General features: G+C 69.6%; 25 protein-coding genes. 14 read left to right on the forward strand and 11 right to left on the reverse strand.

Annotated elements, in window-relative coordinates:
- Positions 1-39 precede the first annotated feature (39 nt).
- Positions 40-888, forward strand: a complete 849-nt coding sequence (locus RMO97_RS06010; protein WP_310539617.1) for a DUF4440 domain-containing protein — start codon at positions 40-42, stop codon at positions 886-888.
- Here RMO97_RS06010 and RMO97_RS06015 read toward each other — a convergent pair.
- Positions 885-1262 carry a DUF1801 domain-containing protein gene (locus tag RMO97_RS06015; RefSeq protein WP_310539618.1) on the reverse strand — a complete coding sequence of 126 codons (378 nt, stop codon included), beginning with the start codon at positions 1260-1262 and terminating at the stop codon, positions 885-887. The two genes, RMO97_RS06010 and RMO97_RS06015, sit on opposite strands and share 4 nt — an antisense overlap.
- Positions 1263-1374: 112 nt before the next feature.
- Here RMO97_RS06015 and hslU point away from each other — a divergent pair, with 112 nt between their 5' ends.
- Positions 1375-2682 (forward strand): ATP-dependent protease ATPase subunit HslU, encoded by a 1308-nt coding sequence (gene hslU, locus RMO97_RS06020; protein WP_310539619.1) that lies wholly within the window; start codon positions 1375-1377, stop codon positions 2680-2682.
- Positions 2683-2686: 4 nt separating this feature from the next.
- Here hslU and RMO97_RS06025 read toward each other — a convergent pair whose 3' ends face one another.
- Entirely contained in the window at positions 2687-3160 is a 474-nt protein-coding gene (locus tag RMO97_RS06025) for a DUF2244 domain-containing protein (RefSeq protein ID WP_310539620.1), read from the reverse strand.
- Between the two features lie 93 nt (positions 3161-3253).
- Here RMO97_RS06025 and nth point away from each other — a divergent pair, with 93 nt between their 5' ends.
- Positions 3254-3943, forward strand: a complete 690-nt coding sequence (gene nth, locus RMO97_RS06030) for an endonuclease III (RefSeq protein WP_310539621.1) — start codon at positions 3254-3256, stop codon at positions 3941-3943.
- On the opposite strand, the gene RMO97_RS06035 is transcribed toward nth, so the two are convergent.
- The 3 genes from RMO97_RS06035 to RMO97_RS06045 all read right to left on the reverse strand — a co-directional run bounded on the left by RMO97_RS06035 (position 3940) and on the right by RMO97_RS06045 (position 5672).
- Complete coding sequence (locus tag RMO97_RS06035; protein ID WP_310539622.1) at positions 3940-4749, reverse strand: peptidylprolyl isomerase; 810 nt, start codon at positions 4747-4749, stop codon at positions 3940-3942. The genes nth and RMO97_RS06035 overlap by 4 nt on opposite strands.
- Before the next feature lie 77 nt (positions 4750-4826).
- On the reverse strand, positions 4827-5069 hold the full coding sequence (locus tag RMO97_RS06040) for a hypothetical protein (RefSeq protein ID WP_310539623.1): 243 nt from the start codon (positions 5067-5069) through the stop codon (positions 4827-4829).
- A gap of 45 nt (positions 5070-5114) precedes the next feature.
- On the reverse strand, positions 5115-5672 hold the full coding sequence (locus RMO97_RS06045) for a DUF6886 family protein (protein ID WP_310539624.1): 558 nt from the start codon (positions 5670-5672) through the stop codon (positions 5115-5117).
- An 87-nt stretch (positions 5673-5759) separates the two neighbouring features.
- Here RMO97_RS06045 and RMO97_RS06050 point away from each other — a divergent pair, with 87 nt between their 5' ends.
- The 6 genes from RMO97_RS06050 to RMO97_RS06075 all read left to right on the forward strand — a co-directional run bounded on the left by RMO97_RS06050 (position 5760) and on the right by RMO97_RS06075 (position 9893).
- The gene (locus RMO97_RS06050) at positions 5760-6749 is read left to right on the forward strand and encodes an adenosine kinase (RefSeq protein WP_310539625.1); all 990 of its coding nucleotides are present in this window, start codon (positions 5760-5762) and stop codon (positions 6747-6749) included.
- Between the two features lie 3 nt (positions 6750-6752).
- Positions 6753-7343: an imidazoleglycerol-phosphate dehydratase HisB gene (gene hisB / locus RMO97_RS06055; protein ID WP_310539626.1), complete on the forward strand. Its 591-nt coding sequence runs from the start codon at positions 6753-6755 to the stop codon at positions 7341-7343.
- 69 nt (positions 7344-7412) lie between these two features.
- The gene (gene hisH, locus RMO97_RS06060) at positions 7413-8045 is read left to right on the forward strand and encodes an imidazole glycerol phosphate synthase subunit HisH (protein WP_310539627.1); all 633 of its coding nucleotides are present in this window, start codon (positions 7413-7415) and stop codon (positions 8043-8045) included.
- The gene (gene hisA / locus RMO97_RS06065) at positions 8042-8764 is read left to right on the forward strand and encodes a 1-(5-phosphoribosyl)-5-[(5-phosphoribosylamino)methylideneamino]imidazole-4-carboxamide isomerase (RefSeq protein ID WP_310539628.1); all 723 of its coding nucleotides are present in this window, start codon (positions 8042-8044) and stop codon (positions 8762-8764) included. Before hisH ends, hisA begins: the two co-directional genes overlap by 4 nt.
- Entirely contained in the window at positions 8764-9561 is a 798-nt protein-coding gene (gene hisF / locus RMO97_RS06070) for an imidazole glycerol phosphate synthase subunit HisF (RefSeq protein WP_310539629.1), read from the forward strand. The genes hisA and hisF overlap by 1 nt, the downstream gene beginning before the upstream one ends.
- Positions 9558-9893, forward strand: a complete 336-nt coding sequence (locus tag RMO97_RS06075) for a phosphoribosyl-ATP diphosphatase (protein WP_310539630.1) — start codon at positions 9558-9560, stop codon at positions 9891-9893. The genes hisF and RMO97_RS06075 overlap by 4 nt, the downstream gene beginning before the upstream one ends.
- Before the next feature lie 22 nt (positions 9894-9915).
- On the opposite strand, the gene RMO97_RS06080 is transcribed toward RMO97_RS06075, so the two are convergent.
- A complete protein-coding gene (locus tag RMO97_RS06080) occupies positions 9916-10554 on the reverse strand; it encodes a hypothetical protein (RefSeq protein ID WP_310539631.1) in 639 nt (212 codons plus the stop codon).
- A gap of 47 nt (positions 10555-10601) precedes the next feature.
- Between RMO97_RS06080 and RMO97_RS06085 the strand changes: the two genes are divergently transcribed.
- Positions 10602-11528, forward strand: a complete 927-nt coding sequence (locus RMO97_RS06085) for a type II CAAX endopeptidase family protein (RefSeq protein ID WP_310539632.1) — start codon at positions 10602-10604, stop codon at positions 11526-11528.
- On the opposite strand, the gene RMO97_RS06090 is transcribed toward RMO97_RS06085, so the two are convergent.
- A complete protein-coding gene (locus RMO97_RS06090) occupies positions 11521-11829 on the reverse strand; it encodes a polyhydroxyalkanoic acid system family protein (RefSeq protein WP_310539633.1) in 309 nt (102 codons plus the stop codon). The two genes, RMO97_RS06085 and RMO97_RS06090, sit on opposite strands and share 8 nt — an antisense overlap.
- A 113-nt stretch (positions 11830-11942) precedes the next feature.
- On the opposite strand from RMO97_RS06090, the gene RMO97_RS06095 reads away from it, so the two are divergent.
- The 3 genes from RMO97_RS06095 to RMO97_RS06105 all read left to right on the forward strand — a co-directional run bounded on the left by RMO97_RS06095 (position 11943) and on the right by RMO97_RS06105 (position 15673).
- Positions 11943-12356 (forward strand): hypothetical protein, encoded by a 414-nt coding sequence (locus RMO97_RS06095; RefSeq protein WP_310539634.1) that lies wholly within the window; start codon positions 11943-11945, stop codon positions 12354-12356.
- 66 nt (positions 12357-12422) lie between these two features.
- Complete coding sequence (locus RMO97_RS06100) at positions 12423-14339, forward strand: pyrroloquinoline quinone-dependent dehydrogenase (RefSeq protein ID WP_310539635.1); 1917 nt, start codon at positions 12423-12425, stop codon at positions 14337-14339.
- A gap of 65 nt (positions 14340-14404) precedes the next feature.
- The gene (locus tag RMO97_RS06105) at positions 14405-15673 is read left to right on the forward strand and encodes a cation:dicarboxylate symporter family transporter (RefSeq protein WP_310539636.1); all 1269 of its coding nucleotides are present in this window, start codon (positions 14405-14407) and stop codon (positions 15671-15673) included.
- Positions 15674-15815: 142 nt separating this feature from the next.
- On the opposite strand, the gene RMO97_RS06110 is transcribed toward RMO97_RS06105, so the two are convergent.
- From RMO97_RS06110 to timA, 3 genes are read right to left on the reverse strand one after another with little or no spacing between them, the layout of a single operon-like run.
- Positions 15816-16343 carry a Smr/MutS family protein gene (locus RMO97_RS06110; RefSeq protein ID WP_310539637.1) on the reverse strand — a complete coding sequence of 176 codons (528 nt, stop codon included), beginning with the start codon at positions 16341-16343 and terminating at the stop codon, positions 15816-15818.
- Positions 16340-17461: an MltA domain-containing protein gene (locus RMO97_RS06115; RefSeq protein ID WP_310539638.1), complete on the reverse strand. Its 1122-nt coding sequence runs from the start codon at positions 17459-17461 to the stop codon at positions 16340-16342. The genes RMO97_RS06110 and RMO97_RS06115 overlap by 4 nt, the downstream gene beginning before the upstream one ends.
- Before the next feature lie 40 nt (positions 17462-17501).
- A complete protein-coding gene (timA, locus tag RMO97_RS06120) occupies positions 17502-18122 on the reverse strand; it encodes a TIM44-related membrane protein TimA (RefSeq protein WP_310539651.1) in 621 nt (206 codons plus the stop codon).
- A 166-nt stretch (positions 18123-18288) separates the two neighbouring features.
- On the opposite strand from timA, the gene secB reads away from it, so the two are divergent.
- On the forward strand, positions 18289-18786 hold the full coding sequence (gene secB / locus RMO97_RS06125) for a protein-export chaperone SecB (protein ID WP_310539639.1): 498 nt from the start codon (positions 18289-18291) through the stop codon (positions 18784-18786).
- A 116-nt stretch (positions 18787-18902) separates the two neighbouring features.
- Here the strand turns inward: secB and dnaQ are convergent, their stop codons facing one another.
- Complete coding sequence (dnaQ, locus tag RMO97_RS06130) at positions 18903-19610, reverse strand: DNA polymerase III subunit epsilon (protein WP_304780512.1); 708 nt, start codon at positions 19608-19610, stop codon at positions 18903-18905.
- Positions 19611-19621: the final 11 nt, after the last annotated feature.

Raw genomic sequence — 19621 nt, forward strand, 5'->3', positions numbered from 1 at the left:
GAGGCCTAGCTAGGCGGCGAAAAGCTGGGAGCTGTCGTCATGTCCAAAGCCGCCCTCTTCGCCCTGCTGGCCTTCGCCGCCGCGCCGGCCCTCGCCGCGCCTGTCGATCCCGCTCCGGTGGTGGCCGCCGAGCGGGCCTTCGCGGTGGACGGCCTGGCGCTGGGCATCCGCGACTCATTCCTGAAACACGCCGCGCCCGACGCCATCGTCTTCAACCCCGATCCCCAAAAAGTGCACGAGACCTTCCCCGGGCAGGCGCCCGACAGGGGCGGGCCCCCTCTGGTCTGGTGGCCGCTGTGGGCGGGGATCGCCCGCTCCGGCGACCTGGGTTTCACCACCGGCCCGTCGACCTATGGCGGCAAGCCCGGCGCATACTATTTCACCGTCTGGAAGCAGCAGGCCGACGGCGGCTGGAAGTGGGTCTACGACGGCGGCGCGCCCTCCAGCACCGCCGGCGCCCCACCCCAGGGGTCGCGGCCCGGGTACCTGCCGGTCTCGACCATCGAGGGCAAGGCCGCGGGCGCCGCCTTCGCCGATGTTCGCAAGGCCGAAGCGGCCCTGAACGCGGCGGCCAAGGCCGATACGATCGCAGCCTATCGGGCGGTCCTGGCTCCCGACGGCCGGGTGGTGGGCTCTCGGGGCGCGCCCGGCAACGGACCAGAGGCCCAGGCCGCGGAGCTGGCGACGCGGCCGGCCACCATGAGCTTCGGCCCCACCTTGGGAGGCGAGGCCTCCAGGGCCGGAGACCTGGCCTGGACCTATGGCGCGGCCGCCTGGCTGCGCGACGGCAAGGACCGTCAGGGTCACTATGTGCGGATCTGGCAGCTGCGGGCCACCGGGTGGTCCCTGGTCTTCGACCAGATCCTGGCCACGGCCCCGAAGGCCTAGCGCTTCTTCTTGGCCGCGCGGGCCGCGGCGGCGGCATCGTCCTGTTCGATCCGGCGGGCCACGATGTCGGCGATCAACTGCGGCGGTAAAGGTTTCTCCGGCTGGAAGCGGATCGCCCCCTTGCTGGTCTGGTAGCCGGTCAGCCGGTCGGCGAAGTCCGCCACCAGGCCGCTGGGATAGAGGGCGCAATGGGCCTTGCCGGCGGCGAACCAGACAAGAACCCCCTGACGGCGCACGGCCGGCATGCCGTAGCTGATGCATTCCACCGCCCCCGGCGCGGCCGCCAGGATCTGGCGGCGCAGCAACTCCAGGGCCTCGCGCTGCGGCGCCGGCAGGGTGGCGAGATAGGCGTCGGTGTCGGCGGGACCCGCCATGGGCTCTCTCCAGGTCTGGACCGACCCCAAGGACGCCTCGGACCGGCCGAATCCGACACAGGTCGGCCCGCTTCGTCTTGAACCGTCCAGATCGTACCTATTTAACGGCGCTATGACCGAATTCTCACCGCGCGAAATCGTCTCCGAACTCGACCGCTTCATCGTCGGCCATGCCGAGGCCAAGAAGGCTGTCGCCGTCGCCCTGCGCAACCGCTGGCGCCGCCGCCGGGTGCCCGAGGCCCTGCGCGACGAGGTGACGCCTAAGAACATCCTGCTGATCGGCCCCACCGGGGTCGGCAAGACCGAGATCGCGCGGCGCCTGGCGCGCCTGGCCCAGGCCCCGTTCCTGAAGGTGGAGGCCACCAAGTTCACCGAGGTCGGCTATGTCGGCCGCGACGTGGACCAGATCGTGCGCGACCTGGTGGAGATCTCGCTGTCCATGGTGCGCGAAAAGCGCCGGGCCGCCGTACGGGCCAAGGCCGAGGCCGCGGCCGAGGAGCGCATCCTCGACGCCCTGACCGGCCCCGGCTCCACCGCCGCCCGCGAAAGCTTCCGCAAGAAGCTGCGGACCGGCGAGCTGGACGACAAGGAGGTGGAGCTGACCCTGGCCGACACCGGCGGCGGCATGCCGATGTTCGACATTCCGGGCCAGCCGGGCTCGCAGATGGGCATGCTCAATCTCGGCGAGATGATGGGCAAGGCCTTCGGCGGCCGCACCAAGACGCACAGGACCACGGTCGCCGCCGCCCACGCCCCGCTCATCGCCGAGGAAAGCGACAAGCTGCTGGACCAGGAGGCCCTGACCCAGGAGGCCATAGAGCTGGCCGAGAACCAGGGCATCGTCTTCCTCGACGAGATCGACAAGGTGGCCACCAGCCGCGAACGCTCAGGCGGCGCCGATGTCTCCCGCGAGGGGGTTCAGCGCGACCTGCTGCCTCTGATCGAGGGCACGACCGTCTCCACCAAGCACGGGCCAGTGAAAACCGACCACGTGCTGTTCATCGCCTCTGGCGCCTTCCACGTGGCCAAGCCCTCGGACCTGCTGCCGGAGCTGCAGGGCCGCCTGCCGATCCGGGTGGAGCTGAAGCCGCTCAGCCGCGACGACATGCGCCGCATCCTCACCGAGCCCGAGGCCAACCTCATCCGCCAGCACCAGGCCCTGCTGGCCACCGAGGGCGTGACCCTGACCTTCACCGGCGAAGCCGTCGACGCGCTCGCCGACGCCGCCGTGGCGGTGAACAGCTCGGTGGAGAACATCGGCGCGCGCCGGCTGCAGACCATCCTGGAAAAGGTGCTGGAGGAGATCAGCTTCACCGCCTCCGACCGCTCGGGCGAGACCATCAGCATCGACGCCGACTATGTGAAGACCCATGTCGGCGACCTGGCCAAGGACGCGGATCTGTCGCGGTTCATCCTGTAGGGCGCTAGAACCGAGCCCGACGGGCGCTGTAGATCGCGCTCTCAAGGGCCTTGGCGAATTCGGCCCGTTCGGCGGGGCTGAGCGCCCGGGCCACCGGGGCCTCCTTGCCCGACATGGCCAGGCGCAGGTCGATCGCGTGGTCGTCCTCGGTCAGCAGGGTGACGCGGGTGAAGGCCGTCGGGCTTTCCCACATCAGCTTCTTCCAGGTCGGGGTCTCGCGGAACACCTGCACCTGGCGGTCGGTGACCCGAACCCGCTCGATCTGCTTGGCCGCGGCGAAGCTGACCAGGAAGGCCACCACCACTGCGGCCAGGTCCAGCCCCAGGAACATCGGCACGAAGACCGCGCCCATGGAAAGGAAGACCGCGGCCGAGGCGCAGTTGAGCACCGTCAGCACCGTGATCAGCACCACGAACCCCCGCCGCGACAGGCTGCGGTTGGGCCGAATCTCGGCGTCCATGAAGACCAGATCATCCATGACCCGGCCAGGTTAGGCGATTTGCGGACATCCAAACAGGCGCCACGTGCGCGGGGCCTTGGCGAAGCAGGCGGCTGCGTACAATGGTCGGCCATGGCCAAAGCCCCCCGATCCCCCCGGAAGAAGAAGGCGCGGGTCAGTCCCGCCGAACAGGCGCGGGTGGAGGAAATTTTTCACCGCTTCCTGTCCCTCAGCGACGATCCGCGAACCGAGCTCAACTATGCCAGCCCCTATGAGCTGGTGACAGCCGTGGCCCTGTCGGCCCAGGCCACCGACGTCTCGGTGAACAAGGCCACCGCGGCCCTGTTCGCCGTGGCCGACACCCCGGCCAAGATGCTGGAGCTCGGCGAAGAGGGCCTCATTCCGTTCATCGCCTCCATCGGCCTCTTCCGCACCAAGGCGAAAAACGTCATCGCCACCGCCGCCATCCTGATGGACCAGCACGGCGGCGAGGTGCCTCTGGAGCGCGAGGCCCTGATGGCCCTGCCCGGCGTGGGGCGGAAGACCGCCAGCGTGGTGCTGAACGAGCTGCGCATCGAGCCGGCCATCGCTGTCGACACCCACGTCTTCCGGGTCTCCCACCGCCTGAAGCTGTCGGCGGGCAAGACGCCGGACCAGGTGGAGGTCGACCTGATGGGCCTCGTGCCCGAGCCCTACCTCACCCGCGCCCATCACTGGCTGATCCTGCACGGGCGCTACACCTGCGTGGCGCGCCGCCCCAAGTGCGAGGAATGCCCCATCGACGACCTCTGCCCGTCGAAGATGCTGTTCGTCGGGCGCTAGGGCTCGACCCGGACCGGGACCTCCAGGTCGCAGATGGAGAAGTCCGCCCCCTTGGCGATGCGCGTCCGGCGGACCAGGGCGCGGAACTCGGGGCTGTCGTCCCGCAGGATCGAGAGCTGGGGCCGGTCGGCCGCCGGAATGTCGGCCGCCACCCGCACCTTCAGCATCCGGTCGGGCGTGGCCGGGGGCTCCCCCACCGACAGCAGGCTGTTGATGTCGCGCCCCACCACGATGCGTCCCCAGACCGTGTAGTCGCGGTCCAGCCGCCGGCTGGAGCCCCGCATGAAGAAGATCTCGCTGTTGCCGGTGTTGCGCGCCTCCTGCCGCCCCATGCCGGCGACCCCCTGGCAATAGGCGCCCCAGGCGCGGATCGCACCGTCGGTGGATCGCAGCGCCTCCTGGCCCGACACCGTGGCGATGGGGACCGACCCTAGGAAGCCCACCGTCCCGTCGCTCGGCGCGGCCACGGCCCGATAGCCGGCGACCTTCAGTTTGAAGGTCGCCTCCAGCGGCAGGTCGGGGTGGCGGGAGACCCCGCCGTCCCTGTTGTCAGGATTGCCGGTCTGGTTGACGAAGCCCTCGATCACCCGGTGGAACTGCAGGCCGTCATAGACGCCTTCCCGGGCCAGCAGCTTCACCCGGGCCACGCTCTGCGGGGCCATGTCCGGCGCCATCTCGACGATGATCCGCCCCCTGGTGGTGTCGATCACCAGCAGGGATTCGGGGTCCAGGGGACGCCAGTCCGGGGCAGGGGCGGCGCCCAGCAGACCAAACGCGAAAAGGGCGGCGGAGAGCTTGCGGATCATGCGATCCAGTGAAGCTTCTCCGCCGCCCCTCGCCAAGCCGATCTTTGGAGAAGATCGGCCCTAACTCGGAAGCGCGATCAGGTGATGCGCTTGACGCTCACCGGGTCGCTGCCCGGGAAGCTCTCTTCAAGGCCCTCGTCAAGCAGGGCTTCCTGCCGGTCTTCGGCGTCCTGCTCCTTGTCCGCCAACTGGTCGGGCAGTTCGTCCGCCTCCAGCGGCTCGACCTTGCGGGCGTGCGGCACCTCTGCGTCCTTGATGGCCCGTTTGTCCTGGACCGACAGCTTGTCGTCCTTGGACTTGTCTTGATTGAGAATGCCCATGTGCAGGTCCTCCAAACGCTTTGGCGGGTGGTCCGCCTCGGCGACCTAACGTGTGGAGGGCTCAGGAGTTGCCGCCCAACCTTGAGCATGTCGCAGTCGGACCCCGCTGGCGTGCAGGCTGGTGGACCAGACGTCTCGAAGCGGCGCCAGGCCCTCCATGACCCGAAGCTCGACCCCGTGCGCCGCCATCATGGCCGGCAGGTCATCGAGGGCTTCGAAACCCAGGGGCGTGACGGCCTGGCGCGCCACCCACATGCCGGCGTCAGCCAGGTCCTCGAAGCTCTCGACCGGAAATTCGTAGCGATAGAGGGTTTGCGAGCGCAGGCGCTCGAACCAGGCCCACTCCACGTGAGCGATCATCCGCGCGTTGCTGGCCCCGAACCACCGCGCCCGGTCCTCCGCGGTGGTGGTCGGCGTTTCCCACAGCACAATGCGGGGGCAGTCGCGGGGGAAGAAATAGAGCGGCTGCGTCACCTCATCGATGGCCCACACCAGCGGGCCGTTCAGCCAGTCGAGCCCCGGCGGCCGCGTGGAGGGAACCCGGACCGGCCTGGGGACGAAGCATTCGATGCCCGGATCGTCGCTGAAATGAAAAAGCCGCATGTCCTATCCTGTCCAAAGCCCCGCTCTCGTTGATCAAGCGGGCCTTTCCCTGTAGTCAGCCCGCCTACGTTTCCCCGGAAAGCTCTAATGACCGAACTGTACGACGTCGCCGCCATCGGCAACGCCATCGTCGATGTGATCGCCCCGGCGACGGATGACTTCCTGTCGGCCAACGGCCTGGACAAGGGCGCCATGATGCTTATCGACGAAGCGCGCGGCGTGGAGCTCTACGGCAAGATGGCCTCGGGCATCGAGGCGTCGGGGGGCTCGGCCGGCAACACCATCGCCGGGGTCGCCAGCTTCGGCGGCCGCGCGGCCTATATGGGCAAGGTGGCCAAGGACCAGCTGGGGGATGTCTTCGCCCACGACATGCGGGCCATCGGCGCCCATTTCGACACCCCGCCGCTGACGGGCGGCCCCGCCACGGCGCGGTCGCTGATCAACGTCACCCCCGATGGCGAGCGCACCATGTGCACCTATTTGGGCGCCTCCACCGAGTTCGCCGCCGATGATGTGGACGCCGCGATCATCGAGGGCGCCAAGATCGTCTATCTCGAGGGCTACCTGTTCGACGCCGAGGCGGCCCGCCGGGCCTTCGCCAAGGCCGCGGGCCTGGCCCGGGGCGCCGGCCGGATGATGGCCATCACCCTGTCGGACGGCTTTGTGGTGGAACGCCACCGCGAGGCCCTGCTGGGCTTTATCGAAAGCCAGGTCGACCTGGTCTTCGCCAACGACACCGAACTGATGGCGATGTTCCAGACCACCGACTTCGATGACGCCATGGCCCAGATGCGCGGCAAGGTTAAGATCGCCGCCGTCACCCGCGGCGCGGCCGGCTCCACCATCTGCGCGGCCGGCGAAACCTTCGACGTTCCCGCCTATGCTGTGGAGAAAGTCGTGGACACGACCGGCGCGGGCGACCAATACGCAGCCGGTTTCATGTTCGGTCTCGCCAAGGGCCGGCCGCTGAACGTCTGCGGCCAGCTCGGCTCGCTGGCGGCTTCTGAAGTGATCTCGCACTACGGCCCGCGCCCCCTGGTCAATCTGAAAGACCTGGCGGCGTCGAAAGGACTTTAAGCCATGGCCCGCACGGCCGAAGTCGTCCGCAACACCAAGGAAACCCACATCACGGTCCGCGTGGATCTGGATGGCTCCGGCGTGTCCGATGTCGAGACCGGCATCGGTTTTTTTGACCACATGCTGGACGGTCTGGCGCGATTCAGCGGGATCGACCTCTACGTCCGCACCAAGGGCGACCTGCACATCGACTTTCACCACACCGTGGAAGACACCGGGATCGTGATCGGTCTGGCGATCCGGCAAGCGCTGGACGGCTTCAAGGGCATCTACCGCTTCGGCCACGCCTATGTGCCGATGGACGAAACCCTGACCCGCTGCGCGCTGGACCTCTGCAATCGCCCGTACCTGATCTGGAAGGTCGCGTTCAAGACCCCGAAGATCGGCGAGTTCGACACCGAGCTGTTCAAGGAATTCCACCACGCCTTCGCCATGAACCTGGGCGCCTGCGTGCATATGGAAACCCTCTACGGCGACAACAGCCACCACATCGCCGAGAGCGGCTTCAAGGCCCTGGCGCGCGCCCTGCGCACGGCCGTCGAACTCGACCCCAAGACCCATGGTCACGCTCCGTCGACCAAGGGCGTCCTGTAAAGCGCGCTCAGCAAAAGTGGCTTCGAATTTTGCGTCCGAGCGCGCGGCAACGAAAAGAGATTTCGGTCCATGCAGAGTGTCGCCCTGATCGACTACGGGTCGGGCAACCTTCGCTCGGCCGAAAAGGCCTTGGTGAAGGCCGCCGACGGCGCGAGCCAGATCGTGGTCACCTGTGACCCCGAGACGGTGGCCAACGCCGACCGCATCGTCCTGCCCGGCGTGGGGGCCTTCTCGGCCTGCATGACCGCGCTTTCCGAGCGTCCCGGCCTGATCGAGGCGATGACGCAGGCCGTGCGCGCCAATGGCCGCCCGTTCCTGGGCATCTGCGTCGGCATGCAGCTGCTGGCCACGCGCGGCCTGGAGTTCGGCGAGACCCGCGGGCTGGACTGGATCGGCGGCGATGTACGGCGGGTCGAGCCCACCGACGCCAGCGCCAAGATCCCACACATGGGCTGGAACACCCTGGTTTCGCCCCACGGCCCCGACCTGATCGCCGGGATCGGTGACGCGCCGATGTATTTCACCCACTCCTTCGCCTTCTACCCGGACGACGAGAATGACGTCGCCGCCTGGGTCGATCACGGCGGCCGATTCCCAGCGGCTGTCGCCAAGGGCAATGTCGCGGGCGTACAGTTTCACCCTGAAAAGTCGCAGAGCGCCGGGCTTGCCCTCCTGGCGCGATTCCTGGAGTGGCGTCCGTGATCCTCTATCCCGCGATTGATCTGAAGGACGGCCAGTGCGTGCGCGTTCTGCACGGCGACCTGACCACCGCCACCGTCTTCAATTCCTCCCCCGCCGACCAGGCCCGGCAGTTCGTGGAGAGCGGATTTCACTGGGTCCACGTCGTCGACCTGAACGGCGCCGTCCAGGGCCGGGCGATCAATGAGAAGGCCGTCGAGGCGATCCTCGAAAGCGTCTCGATCCCCGTCCAGCTGGGGGGCGGCATCCGCTCCATGAAGGACGTCGAGCGCTGGATCGAGGCCGGGGTCTCCCGGATCATCCTGGGCACGATCGCCGTCACCGAGCCCGAGATCGTCAAGGCCTGCGCCCGCGAATGGCCCGAGCAGATCGCCGTCAGCGTCGACGTGCGGGCCGGCAAGGTGGCCACCCAGGGCTGGACCGAAAGCTCCGACCTCGACGCCGTCACGGTGTCCAAGCGCTTCGAGGACGCCGGGGTCGGCGCCCTGATCATCACCGACATCGACCGCGACGGCACCGTCATGGGCTTCAACGTCGAGGCCTTCGGCGCCATCGCCGACGCCGTGAACATCCCGGTGATCGCCGCCGGCGGCCTGGCCAGCGTCGATGACATCGTGCGCCTGCGGGCGCGCAAGGGCGTGCCGATCGCAGGAGCCGTCCTGGGCCGGGCGCTCTACAACGGGGCCATCAACCCGGCTGAGGCCCTCAAGGTCGCCGCCTGATGCTGAAGGTTCGCGTCATACCCTGCCTGGACGTCAAGGACGGCCGCGTGGTGAAGGGCGTGAACTTCGTGGCCCTGCGCGACGCCGGCGATCCCGTCGAACAGGCCAAGGCCTATGACGCCGCCGGCGCCGACGAGCTGATGTTCCTGGACATCACCGCCAGTCACGAGCGGCGCGGCGCCATCCTCGACGTCATCGCCCGCACCGCCGATGTCTGCTTCATGCCGCTGTCGGTCGGCGGCGGCATCCGCCAGGTGGAGGACGCACGGCGTCTGCTGCTGGCCGGGGCCGACAAGATCAGCGTCAACACCGCCGCGGTGGAGAACCGCGACCTCATCAGCGCCTGCGCCGACGCCTTCGGCTCCCAGGCCGTGGTGGTGGCCATCGACGCCAAGCACGGCACGGCGCGCAACGGCTCCGGTGGACGCAACGACGGCTGGGAGGTCTATACCTATGGCGGCCGCACCGCGACGGGGCTGGACGTGGTGGACTACGCTATCGACGCGGTGAAACGCGGCGCGGGCGAGATCCTGCTGACCTCCATGGACCGTGACGGCGCCAAGACCGGCTATGACATCGCGCTGCTGGCCGCCATGACCGCGGCGGTGAACGTGCCAGTGATCGCCTCGGGCGGCGCCGGCAGCGCGGCTCACATGGTCGAGGCCGTGACCAAGGGCGGCGCTGACGCCGTCCTGGCCGCCTCGATCTTCCATTTCGGAGAAGTCTCCATCGGCGAGGTCAAGCGCGCCATGGCTGACGCTCACATTCCTGTCCGCCTGACGGAGGCCTTCGCATGAGCCGCTTTTCCGAGACCCTTGACCGTCTCGCCGCCACCATCGAGCAGCGCAAGGGCGCCAGCCCCGAAAGCTCCTATACCGCCAAGCTGCTCTCGGAAGGCGTGGAGCGCGCCGCCAAGAAGCTGGGGGAGGAGGCCGTCGAGGTGGTGATCGCCGCCGTCCAGAAGGACCGGGACGGCCTGGCCGCCGAGAGCGCCGACCTGATGTACCACTTCCTGGTGGTCCTGGCCGCCGCCGGCGTCAGCCTGGACGACGTCGCCTCCTGGCTGGAGAGCCGCGAAGGCCGCTCGGGCCTGGAAGAAAAGGCATGGCGGCGCAAGTCGGAGACCTGATCTCCTCTCCCCCAGGGGCGGTCTAGAACGGCCACCAGCTCCAGAACCATGTGGTGATCCGCGCCCAGAGGCCGTCGAAGGACTGGCCCACCACCTTTTCCACCACGCTCTGCGGCGGGGTCGGGACGAACCAGCTGGGCGCGGCGGGCGGGGCGCAGTTCATGCGCATGCCCACGCCCTTCAGATAGCCCCGGCGCACCTCGCCAGCCCGGATGGCGGCCTGGACCTTCTTGTCGTGGCGGGCGGCGCCGGTGAGCTTGCGCACCCAGCCCCGGAACGGCAGCAGGCTGCGGCTCTCGCTGCGCAGTTCGGAAATGCCGGCGTCCTTGATCGCCCCGCCCACCCTCTCGGCGCGGGTCCGGGTGTCGGGCGCAGGCGCCTCGTCGAGATCGGGGCCCAGGGCGGCGTCCAGGCGGCCAATCTCCCCGGCGATAGGCTCGCAGCGGGAGAGGCCCTCCATGTCATAGGGATCGGCGCGGGCCCGCAGCAGGACGTCGGGGATGCCCTTCTGTTTGAGATTCAGGTCCTCCAGGGGGGCCATGGCCGCGTCGCGGAAGGTGTCCTTGTCCTGCATGACGCCGCGATCGGCGGCCTGGGCGGCGCCCAGCGACAGGGCGGCGGACAAAAGAGTGACGGTGACGGCGAAAGCAGCGGCGCGCATGGCGCCACCATAGTCGAGGTGGGCGGGCCGCGCTAACCTGGCTCTTGATGATCCCCGCCCTTGATGTGCTCGCCGGTCGCGCGACGCCGCCCTTCCTCGCCCAGACGACGCCCCGCGACCGTGCCGGGCGTTGGGTGGCCCTGATGGCGGTGGCCGGCCCCGTGGCCGCCATCGCGGCCAGCTTCGCGGTAATCCTGGCGGTGTTCGGCGCGGGTCGGGCCCTGGGCCTGCAGGTCAATGTGGTCGGCGGCGAGCTATCGGACCTGCCACGGCTGCTGAAATCCAGCGTCTACATTCTCGAGGTGGGGATCGGCCTGGCCGCGGCGGCGGCGGGCCTGCTGCTGGCGGCGCGGCTGGTATTTCGCCGGCCCTTCCGCAGCTGGATCACCGTGGCGCCCCGCTTCCGCTGGGAGGTCCTGGCCTGGGGCGCGGCGGCGGGCGTCGTGGCCATCCTGGCGCTAAGCCTGATCTCGGTGCTCATGCCCCAGAGCGGCGAGGCGCCAATCCTCGACGCGGGCGAGCCCTTGAGCCAGCGCCTGACCTATATGGCCGCCGTCAGCCTGGGGTTCCTGATCGCCTCATGGGCCGAGGAGGTGGTGTTCCGGGGCTACCTATTGCAGCAGGTGGGCGCCTTCACCCGCCGGGTCTGGCTGGTGCTGCTGATCAACGGCGTGATCTTCGCCCTCTTCCACCTGGAGTTCGATCCCGGCGCCCTTGCCGCACGTGCCCTGCTGGGCATGGTGTTCGCCTGGGCGACCCTGCGCCTCGGCGGCCTGGAGTTCGGGATCGGGGCCCACGCCACCCAGAACCTGGGGGTGGCCCTGTTCGGGGAGGTGCTGTTGCCCACCTCGGCGCCGGCCACCCTCAAGCTCAGCGAGCTGGGCTTCGAGCTCGTCCTGGCCGTGGTGATCCTGGCCTGCGTCGAGTGGCTCTACCGGCGCCGGACCCTGGCGGCCCTGGCGGCCGCTACTTGAGCAGCAGCTGGCCTTCCTTCTGGACGCGGCCCTTGATCTTGCCCGCCAACAGGGCGAGCACGTTGGGCAGGTTGATGGTCATCAGCACCGCGGCCTCCTGAACGTCCAGGTGGCCGGTGATGTGCTGGCCCATGGCGGCCACCGAGAAATCCATGCGGTCGCCGGTCCAGGTCTTGGTCAGGGCCTTGGAGGCGGCCTCGCCGAACTGCTGGGTGATCTTTCCGAAGCCCTCCTCGATCCGCTGCCGGGCGACGGCGGCGCCCAGGTCGTGGGGAATATTGATGGTGACCGGCTTGCTCATGATGATCCCTTTGGACTGGCCCTTGTAACGGCCAGGAGCGGCTTCGGGTCCAACCGGAACCAAGGCCGCGCTTGTGGATTGTTTTAGCAGAATTCCTCATCGGGCGGGCCGTCGTGGCGTCTGGACTTCAAAAACTCTGCGGGACGATCGCGGCCATGGCCCTGATCGGCGCGGCCGGCGCGGCTCAGGCCGAGGCCCCGTGTCAGGGTTCGGCGCCCGTGGTCGGCGCGGAAATCCACGGTCCGGTGCTGCAGGTCGTAGATTCCGAGCGCCTGTGCGTGGCGCTCGGCGCGACCCCTGACCAGTGGGTCGAGGTCGCCCTGGCGCCGGAACCCCTGCAGAAGACCGCCGCCCACCCGGCCAACCGAGGCTCGCTGATGGCCGTGGCCTTCGCCCAGAACATCACCTGCAAGATCGTCGACATCGCCGGCGGCCTGCCCGTCGCCTCCTGCCGCCTGGACGACCAGTCGGTCCGGGCCCTAACCCGCGAGTCCGCCGCCTACGTCGCCGGCCAGGCCTGGCGCTAGCCGGTCCGGGCGGGTCCGCCGCCCAACCCTCTTTACCGCGCGGGATTCTGACGCTTCCCTGCGCGCATGACCCGACACGCCCTGCCCCTGCTCGCCGCCGCCACCCTCGCCGCCTGTTCCGGGGCCCCAGTCGCCCCGGCGCCCGACACCGGCTGGGCCTATTACGGCGGCGACGCCGGAGGGCAGCGCTATTCCACCGCCGGCCAGATCACGCCGCAGAACGTCAAGCGGCTGAAACCCGTCTGGACCTTCTCCACGGGCGACATGGCGACCAAGGGCGCGGCGATGGAAAGCGCTTCCTTCCAGGTCACCCCGATCCTGGCGGCGGGTCGGCTCTATCTCTGTTCGCCCTTCAACACGGCCAGCGCCATCGATCCGGCCAACGGCCAGCCGCTGTGGCGCTTCGACCCGAAGATCGCCACCGACATCGACTATCCCAACGACTACACCTGCCGGGGCCTGGCCTATTGGAGGAACCCCGCCGCGCCGCAGGGCGCCCCCTGCGCCGAGCGGATCTTCATGAACACCAACGACCGGCGGCTGTTCGCCCTGGACGCCACCACCGGCAAGGCCTGTCGCGGGTTCGGAACTGAGGGCTGGGTTCCCGCCATCCCCGGCGTGAAGCTGACCCGCGCCGGCGGCGCCCAGATCACCTCGCCGCCGGTGGTGACGCGAGGGCTGGTGATCACCGGCTCCTCCATCGACGACAACCAGAAGGTCGAGGAGTCCTCTGGCGCGGTCCACGCCTTCGACGCGGTGACCGGCCAGCTGAAGTGGCGGTTCGATCCGCTGGACTCAGCCCGCCCGGCGATCACCGCAGGCGCCGCCAATGTCTGGGCGCCGATGTCGGTGGACGAGGCCCGCGGCCTGGTCTTCCTGCCCACCTCCAGCGCCAGCCCGGACTTCTACGGCGCCGCCCGGCCCGGGAACGGCGGCCACGCCAATTCCGTGGTGGCGCTCAAGGCCGCCACCGGCGAGCTAGCCTGGGGCTTCCAGACCACCCATCACGACGTCTGGGACTATGACGTCCCGGCCCAACCGACCCTGGCCACCGTCACCTATCGCGGCGTCACCTCGCCCGCCGTGATCCAGACCAGCAAGCAGGGCCTGCTCTTCACGCTGAACCGCGACACCGGCGCGCCCGTCATCCCGGTGGTGGAGCGCCCCGTGCCCCAGGGCGGCGCCCTGGGAGAGACCCTGTCGCCGACTCAGCCCTTCCCCGTCGCGCCCAAGTCCCTGGCGCCCGACAGGATCGCGCCCGAGGACGCCTTCGGCCTCACCCCCTGGGACCGCGCCGCCTGCCGTCGCCTCCTCGAGGGCGCCCGCAACGAGGGGCTTTACACCCCGCCGACCACCCAGGGGACGATCATCTATCCCTTCACCGGCGGCGGCTCCAACTGGGGCGGGATCGCCTTCGACCCGGCCCGCCAGATCGTCTACGCCAACACCTCCAGCGCCCTGCACAAGGTGACCCTGATCCCGGCGGAGACCGTGAAGGCCGCCCGTAAGGCCCAGCCGGACGTGGAGATCAGCCCCAACGCCGGAGCCCGCTACGGCATGAAGCGCGAACTGCTGCGCTCGCCGCTCGGCCTGCCCTGCAACCCGCCGCCGTGGGGCGAGCTCTCGGCCATCGACATGCACGACGGCCGGGTGCTGTGGCGCGTGCCCCTGGGGACCACGCGGGACCTGGCGCCAGGCTCGCAACTCTTCATGAAGGGGACCGGCACGCCCAATTTCGGCGGTCCCATCGTCACCGGCGGCGGCCTGGTCTTCATCGGCGCGGCCATGGACAACTACCTGCGCGCCTTCGACGCCCGCTCGGGCAAGGAGTTGTGGAAGGGCCGCCTGCCGGCCGGCGGCCAGGCCACCCCGATGACCTATGTCTGGAAGGGCCGGCAGTATGTGGTGATCGCCGCCGGCGGCCACTCTAAGTCCGACACCAGGCGCGGCGACCAGATCGTCGCCTTCGGCCTGCCCGAATAGGGAACCGGCGGGCCTACGGCGGTTTTTTCGCTGGCGCGGACGCGCTGGCCCGGTGAACCTGCCCCATGACCCTGACGACCCGCGTACTCCTCGGCCTCGTGGCTGGCCTCGGCGCCGGCGCCGCCGTGGCAGCCTACCTCCCCGACTACGCGCCGCAGATCATCGCGGTGGCCGAGCCGGCCGGCGGGGTCTGGCTTGACGCCCTGCGGATGACCATCATCCCCCTGGTCTTCGCCCTGCTGGTGACCGGTGTCGCCCAGGCCGCCGACACCGCCCGGGCTGGCGGCGACGCGGCCAAGACCTTGGGGCTTTTCGCTGTGCTGCTGGTGCTGTCGGCCAGTTTCGCCGCCATCGCCACCCCGGCCCTGCTGGCGCTCTGGCCCGCTCCAGTGGAGGCCGCCCAGGCCCTGCGCGCCTCGGCCGACGCCGCCAACGGCGAGATCCCGCCGACCCCCACCATCCAGGAGATGGTCAAGAGCTTCATCCCCACCAATCCGGTGAAGGTGGCCGCCGACGGGGCCATGGCCCCCCTGGTGGTCTTCGCCCTGGTGTTCGGCTTGGCCGCCACCCGGATCGCGGCGGCCACGCGCGCCTCCCTGTTCGGGTTCTTCGACGCGGTGAAGGACACCATGATGACCCTGGTGCACTGGGTGCTGTGGGCCGCGCCCTTCGGGGTCTTCGCGCTGGCCCTGGTCACCGGCGCCCGCACGGGCCTGGGAGCCGTTGGCGTGCTCGGCCACTACGTGGTCATCGTCTCGATCATGTGTCTCAGCATGGCGGTGATCGCCGTCATCCTGGCGGTGGTGTTCGGCAAGGTGCCCCTCATGGCCTTCGTCCGGGCCATGATCCCGGTGGAGGCGGTCGCCATCTCCACCCAGTCGTCCCTGGCCTCCCTGCCGGCCATGCTGGAGACCGCCCAGAAGCTCGGCGTCCCCGACAAGGTGCGCGGCATGGTCCTGCCCATGGCCGTGGCCCTGTTCCGCATGACCAGCCCGGCGGGCAACATGGCCGTGGTGATCTATGTGGCCCACATCTATGGCGTGCCCCTCAGCCCCCTGGTGCTGGTGGTGGGCGTTCTGGTGGCCGCCACGGTCAGCCTGGCCGCCGTGGGCGTCGCCAGCGCCGTGACCTTCTTCACCACGCTCGGCCCCATCTCCATGGCTATGGGGGTGCCGATGGAGCTGCTGCCCCTGCTGCTGGCGGTGGAGACCCTGCCCGACATCTCCCGCACCATCGGCAACGTCACCGCCGATGTCGCCGTCACCACCATGGCGGCGGAATGGAGCCTTGAGGAGGACGCCGAGGAAGAGCTGCCGCGGGTCGAGGCGACCTGAACCCAAATCCGCTCATCCCGGCGACCCGAAGGGCGGCGCGAAGCTGCCAAGGCCGGGACCCAGATGCATCCACGGCTTTCCGGTCCTGATCCAAGATCGTGACCTATGACCTGGGCCCCGGCCTTCGCTGGGGTGAGCGGGGTTAGAGGCGAGTCTTCCGCTTCAGCGCCACATAGAGCGCGCCTTCGCCGCCGTGGGTGCGGTGGGCCTCGGAAATGCCGGCCACCACCTCGCGCAGGCTGGGCGCAGATAGCCACTCCGGGGTCATGCGGCGCAGCACCCCGTCCCCGCGCGCGCCCTTGCCGGTGATCACCAGGACGGCGCGGTCGCCGCGGTTCCAGGCGCCGAGCACGAAGCCCTCGAGCGCGGATTTCGCCTGCATCTGGTCCATGCCGTGCAGGTCGATGCGGCCGCCGAGCTCCTCGCGCTCCCGGGCGATGCGATGCCTGCGGCGCGGCTCGATGCCTTCAGGTCCCAGCCACGGATGCGGCGGGCGCTTGGGCGCAGGCTTTTCCGGGATGGGGATGCGCGCGGCCGGCGCATTGCGGTCGATCTGGGCGGCCAGGGCGTCGCGTTCGGCCTTGGAGACCGTGCGGCCCGGCATGGGGTGGACCGTGGCCGCCACCATGGACCACAGCCTCTGCTCGTCGGGCCGGATCGGCCGTTTCACCGACCCGGACCGACCCTGGGGACCAGGCGGTGCATCCGCAGGGTATGGCGCACCCGGCCGGCCTCGGTCCCGGCGCGCTGCCCCTGGCCCAGATAGAGGTCGGCGCGCACGAGACCCTTGATCGCCCCGCCGACGTCCAGCGCCGTCACCAGACGCCGGTAGGTGGGGAAGGCGCCGTTGAGGATCGGAGCCACCCCGTCAATCCAGAACAGCTCGCCGCTGGCGTGCCGGCTCGGGTCCACCGCGATGGCGCGGCCAGTGGGCAGGGGGATGCCCGCCGAGCCCACGGGCGGGCGTCCGTCATCCGGGGCGGTGGTGAAGAAGACGTAGCGCGGGTTCAGCCGCATGATTTCGTCGGCCTCGCGCCCGCGATGATCGGCCAGCCACTGGCGGATCGCCTCGCCGGAGGTGTTGTTGGCGGCCAGCAGCCCGCGGTCGCGCATGGGATTGGCGATGCCGGCGAAGGTCCGACCGTTGGTGGCGGAAAACAGCACCTTGACCCGCCGGCCGTCCGGATAGGTGACCACGCCCGAGCCCTGGACCTGCAGGAAGAACAGCTCCTCGGGCCGCATCCAGGCCAGCACCTGGGTCGGGGGCGAGGTTTCGATGGCCGTGCGGTCGGGATAGGGGCCAAGCTTGCCGTCCGGTCCCCGCTGCTGGGCGTCGCGGCCGCCCTGACCGCTGGACACCAGGTCGGCGGGCTTGGGCCGCACGGGCGCGGAGAATTCGGCGTCGGGGCGCGCGCGCGCCTCATATTCCGGCGCGTAATAGGCGGTGAGGACGCCTTCGCCCGGCAGGGCCTGCGGGCGGAAATTGTCCTCGAAGAAGGCCCGCGCCTCCGGCCCGGAGAGCAGGGGCCGCGGCCGCGCCCGGCGGCAGATCTCCCCCATGGCCGCGTCTCGCGCCGCGCCGCAGGTGGATCGGTAGGCCTCGAAGGCCGCGGCGTGATCGTCGGCCGCCCAGCCCGGCAGGTCGCTGAACTGCTCGAAAACGGGGGCGGGGCCCGGTCCGGGGGTCGGGCGCGGGGTCGGATGGGGCGCGGGACCCGGCTTGGCGGTGGCGCAGGCGGTCATGGTCAGGGCGCAGAGGCTGGCCAGGAGTATTTTCAGTGGGGCCACGACGGACTCCGGGCTGGAACGGCCGGGGGCCGGGATGGTCCTACGCCTCGGCGGCGTCGACTCGGACGAGGGTCCAGTTGGGGTCGCGGCTCTTAAGATTGCGTTCGAAGGTCCACAATTCGGCGGTGCGGCGGTCGTCGACCCCCTCGCCCTCCGGTCCTTTGGTGCGGCTGCGGAACTCGGCCAGGAAACGGACGGTGACCTGGGCGGTGTCCCCTGTGACGTCGGCCTTTTCCAGGTCGGCGCGGGGCGGATGGGAAAACTCCACCAGCTCGGTGCGGCCCTCGGCCTCGCGCCGGGCGATCTCGGCGTCGAAGCTGGCCAGGATGCCAGGCGCCAGCAGGTTGCGCAGGGTGTCGCGGTCGCCGGCGGCGAAGGCGGTGACGATCATCTCATAGGCGCCCTTGGCCCCGCCGAGGAACCGGCCGAGGTCGAAGTTCGCGTCGCGGGCGCGCACGGCGGCCAGGCCCGACAGGGCCACGCCCTCAGCGGCCTCGGCGGCCTGGGGCTCATCGCCCTCCAGCCGCGCGGGCTTGACGGTGGCCAGGGCCGGATCGCCCGCATTGTCCTCGGGCTGCCGGCCAACCCTGCGGCCCAGCACCGAATAGAGCTGGTACAGCACGACGACCGCGAGGCCTGCAAAGATGATCAGCTCTAAGATCGGCAAAACACTATCGCTTCGTTGGAGACGGGGGGTGGAGCCTAATATAGGACGTTGCAACGCCCCCGTCAGGGGCGACGTTGCATCGGCGAAAGTCGCATGATAGCAGCGCCGGTCCCAAACAGGGCGTCAATGGACGTCCTTAGAGCACGGAATCTTCGCCACCATGAGCGACACTAACGCGGCCGGCCAGGAAAACGGCGCCGATATCGGCCTGCCCGAGCCCGGAATCCGGATTCTCGCCCAATTTATCCGCGATCTCAGCTTCGAGAACCCGCGCGCCCCCGAGAGCCTGCGGGCCGGCTCCACCCAGCCTTCCATCGATATGGGCGTGGAAATGAACGCCCGCGGCCGCGATGACGGCTTCTTCGAGGTGGATCTGAAGCTCTCGGCCCGCGCCACCCGCGACGACGGCCCTGTCTTCCACGTCGAGCTGCTGTATGGCGGCGTCTTCGAGATCGCCGGCGTGCCGCAGGAAGAGCTCGAGCCGGTGCTGCTGGTGGAATGCCCGCGCTTCCTGTTCCCCTTCGCCCGCCGGGTGATCGCCGACGTCACCTCGGACGGCGGCTTCCCGCCCTTCCTGCTGGACCCGATCGACTTCGCCGGCGTCTACGCCGCCCGCCGCGCCCAGGCCGACGGCGCCCCGCAGATCGGCAACGCGTAAGACAATCCGCTCATCCCGGCGAAGGCCGGGACCCAGATTCCGCCGCTTTCAGAATTCGATCCCAGGTCGTGACCTACGACCTGGGCCCCGGCCCTCGCCGGGGTGAGCGGCTGTGTTTACAGCCCGAACCGCACCCAGAGTTCGTCGTTCTTCAGCACCTCGCGGATGAAGGCCGCGTGCACCTCGCGCTCCGCGTCGGTGGAGCGGGACGCCAGCGGCCGGGGCCGGGCGCCGTAGACCGAGGGGTTGGCCACAGCATAGGCGGCGGTGTCCATGGCCTGGGTCATCAGCTCCAGGCTCCGCTCGCGGCCTCCCTTCAGCTCCAGATAGACCGCGGCCAGCAAGCGGGCGTCGATCAGGGCGCCGTGCTTTTCCCGCTCCGTGAGCGAGATCTTGAAGCGCTTGCAGAGCGCGTCCAGCGAGTTGGCCATGCCGGGGAAGCGCTTGCGCGCCAGGGCCAGGGTGTCGATCCAGCGGTGGTCTTCGACGATATTGAGGCCGCAGACCCCCAACTCGTGATTGATGAACGCCCGGTCGAAGGTGGCGTTATGGGCGATCAGCGGGGCGTCGCCGACGAACTCCAGGAAGGCGTGACTGACCTCGGGGTGGGCGAACTTCGGCTTGCCGCGCAGGAAGGTCGCCGACAGGCCGTGCACCCGCTCGGCGTCCGGCGGCATGTCGCGCTCGGGATCGATATAGACGTGGAAATGCCGGCCGGTGGGCAGGAAGTCCTCGATCTCCAGGCAGGCGATTTCCACCAGCCGGTGGCCGAGGTGCGGCTCGAAGCCGGTCGTCTCGGTGTCCATGACGATTTCGCGGGCCATGGCCCTAGATG

This window comes from Phenylobacterium sp., from assembly GCF_031425575.1.
Lineage (GTDB): Bacteria > Pseudomonadota > Alphaproteobacteria > Caulobacterales > Caulobacteraceae > Phenylobacterium.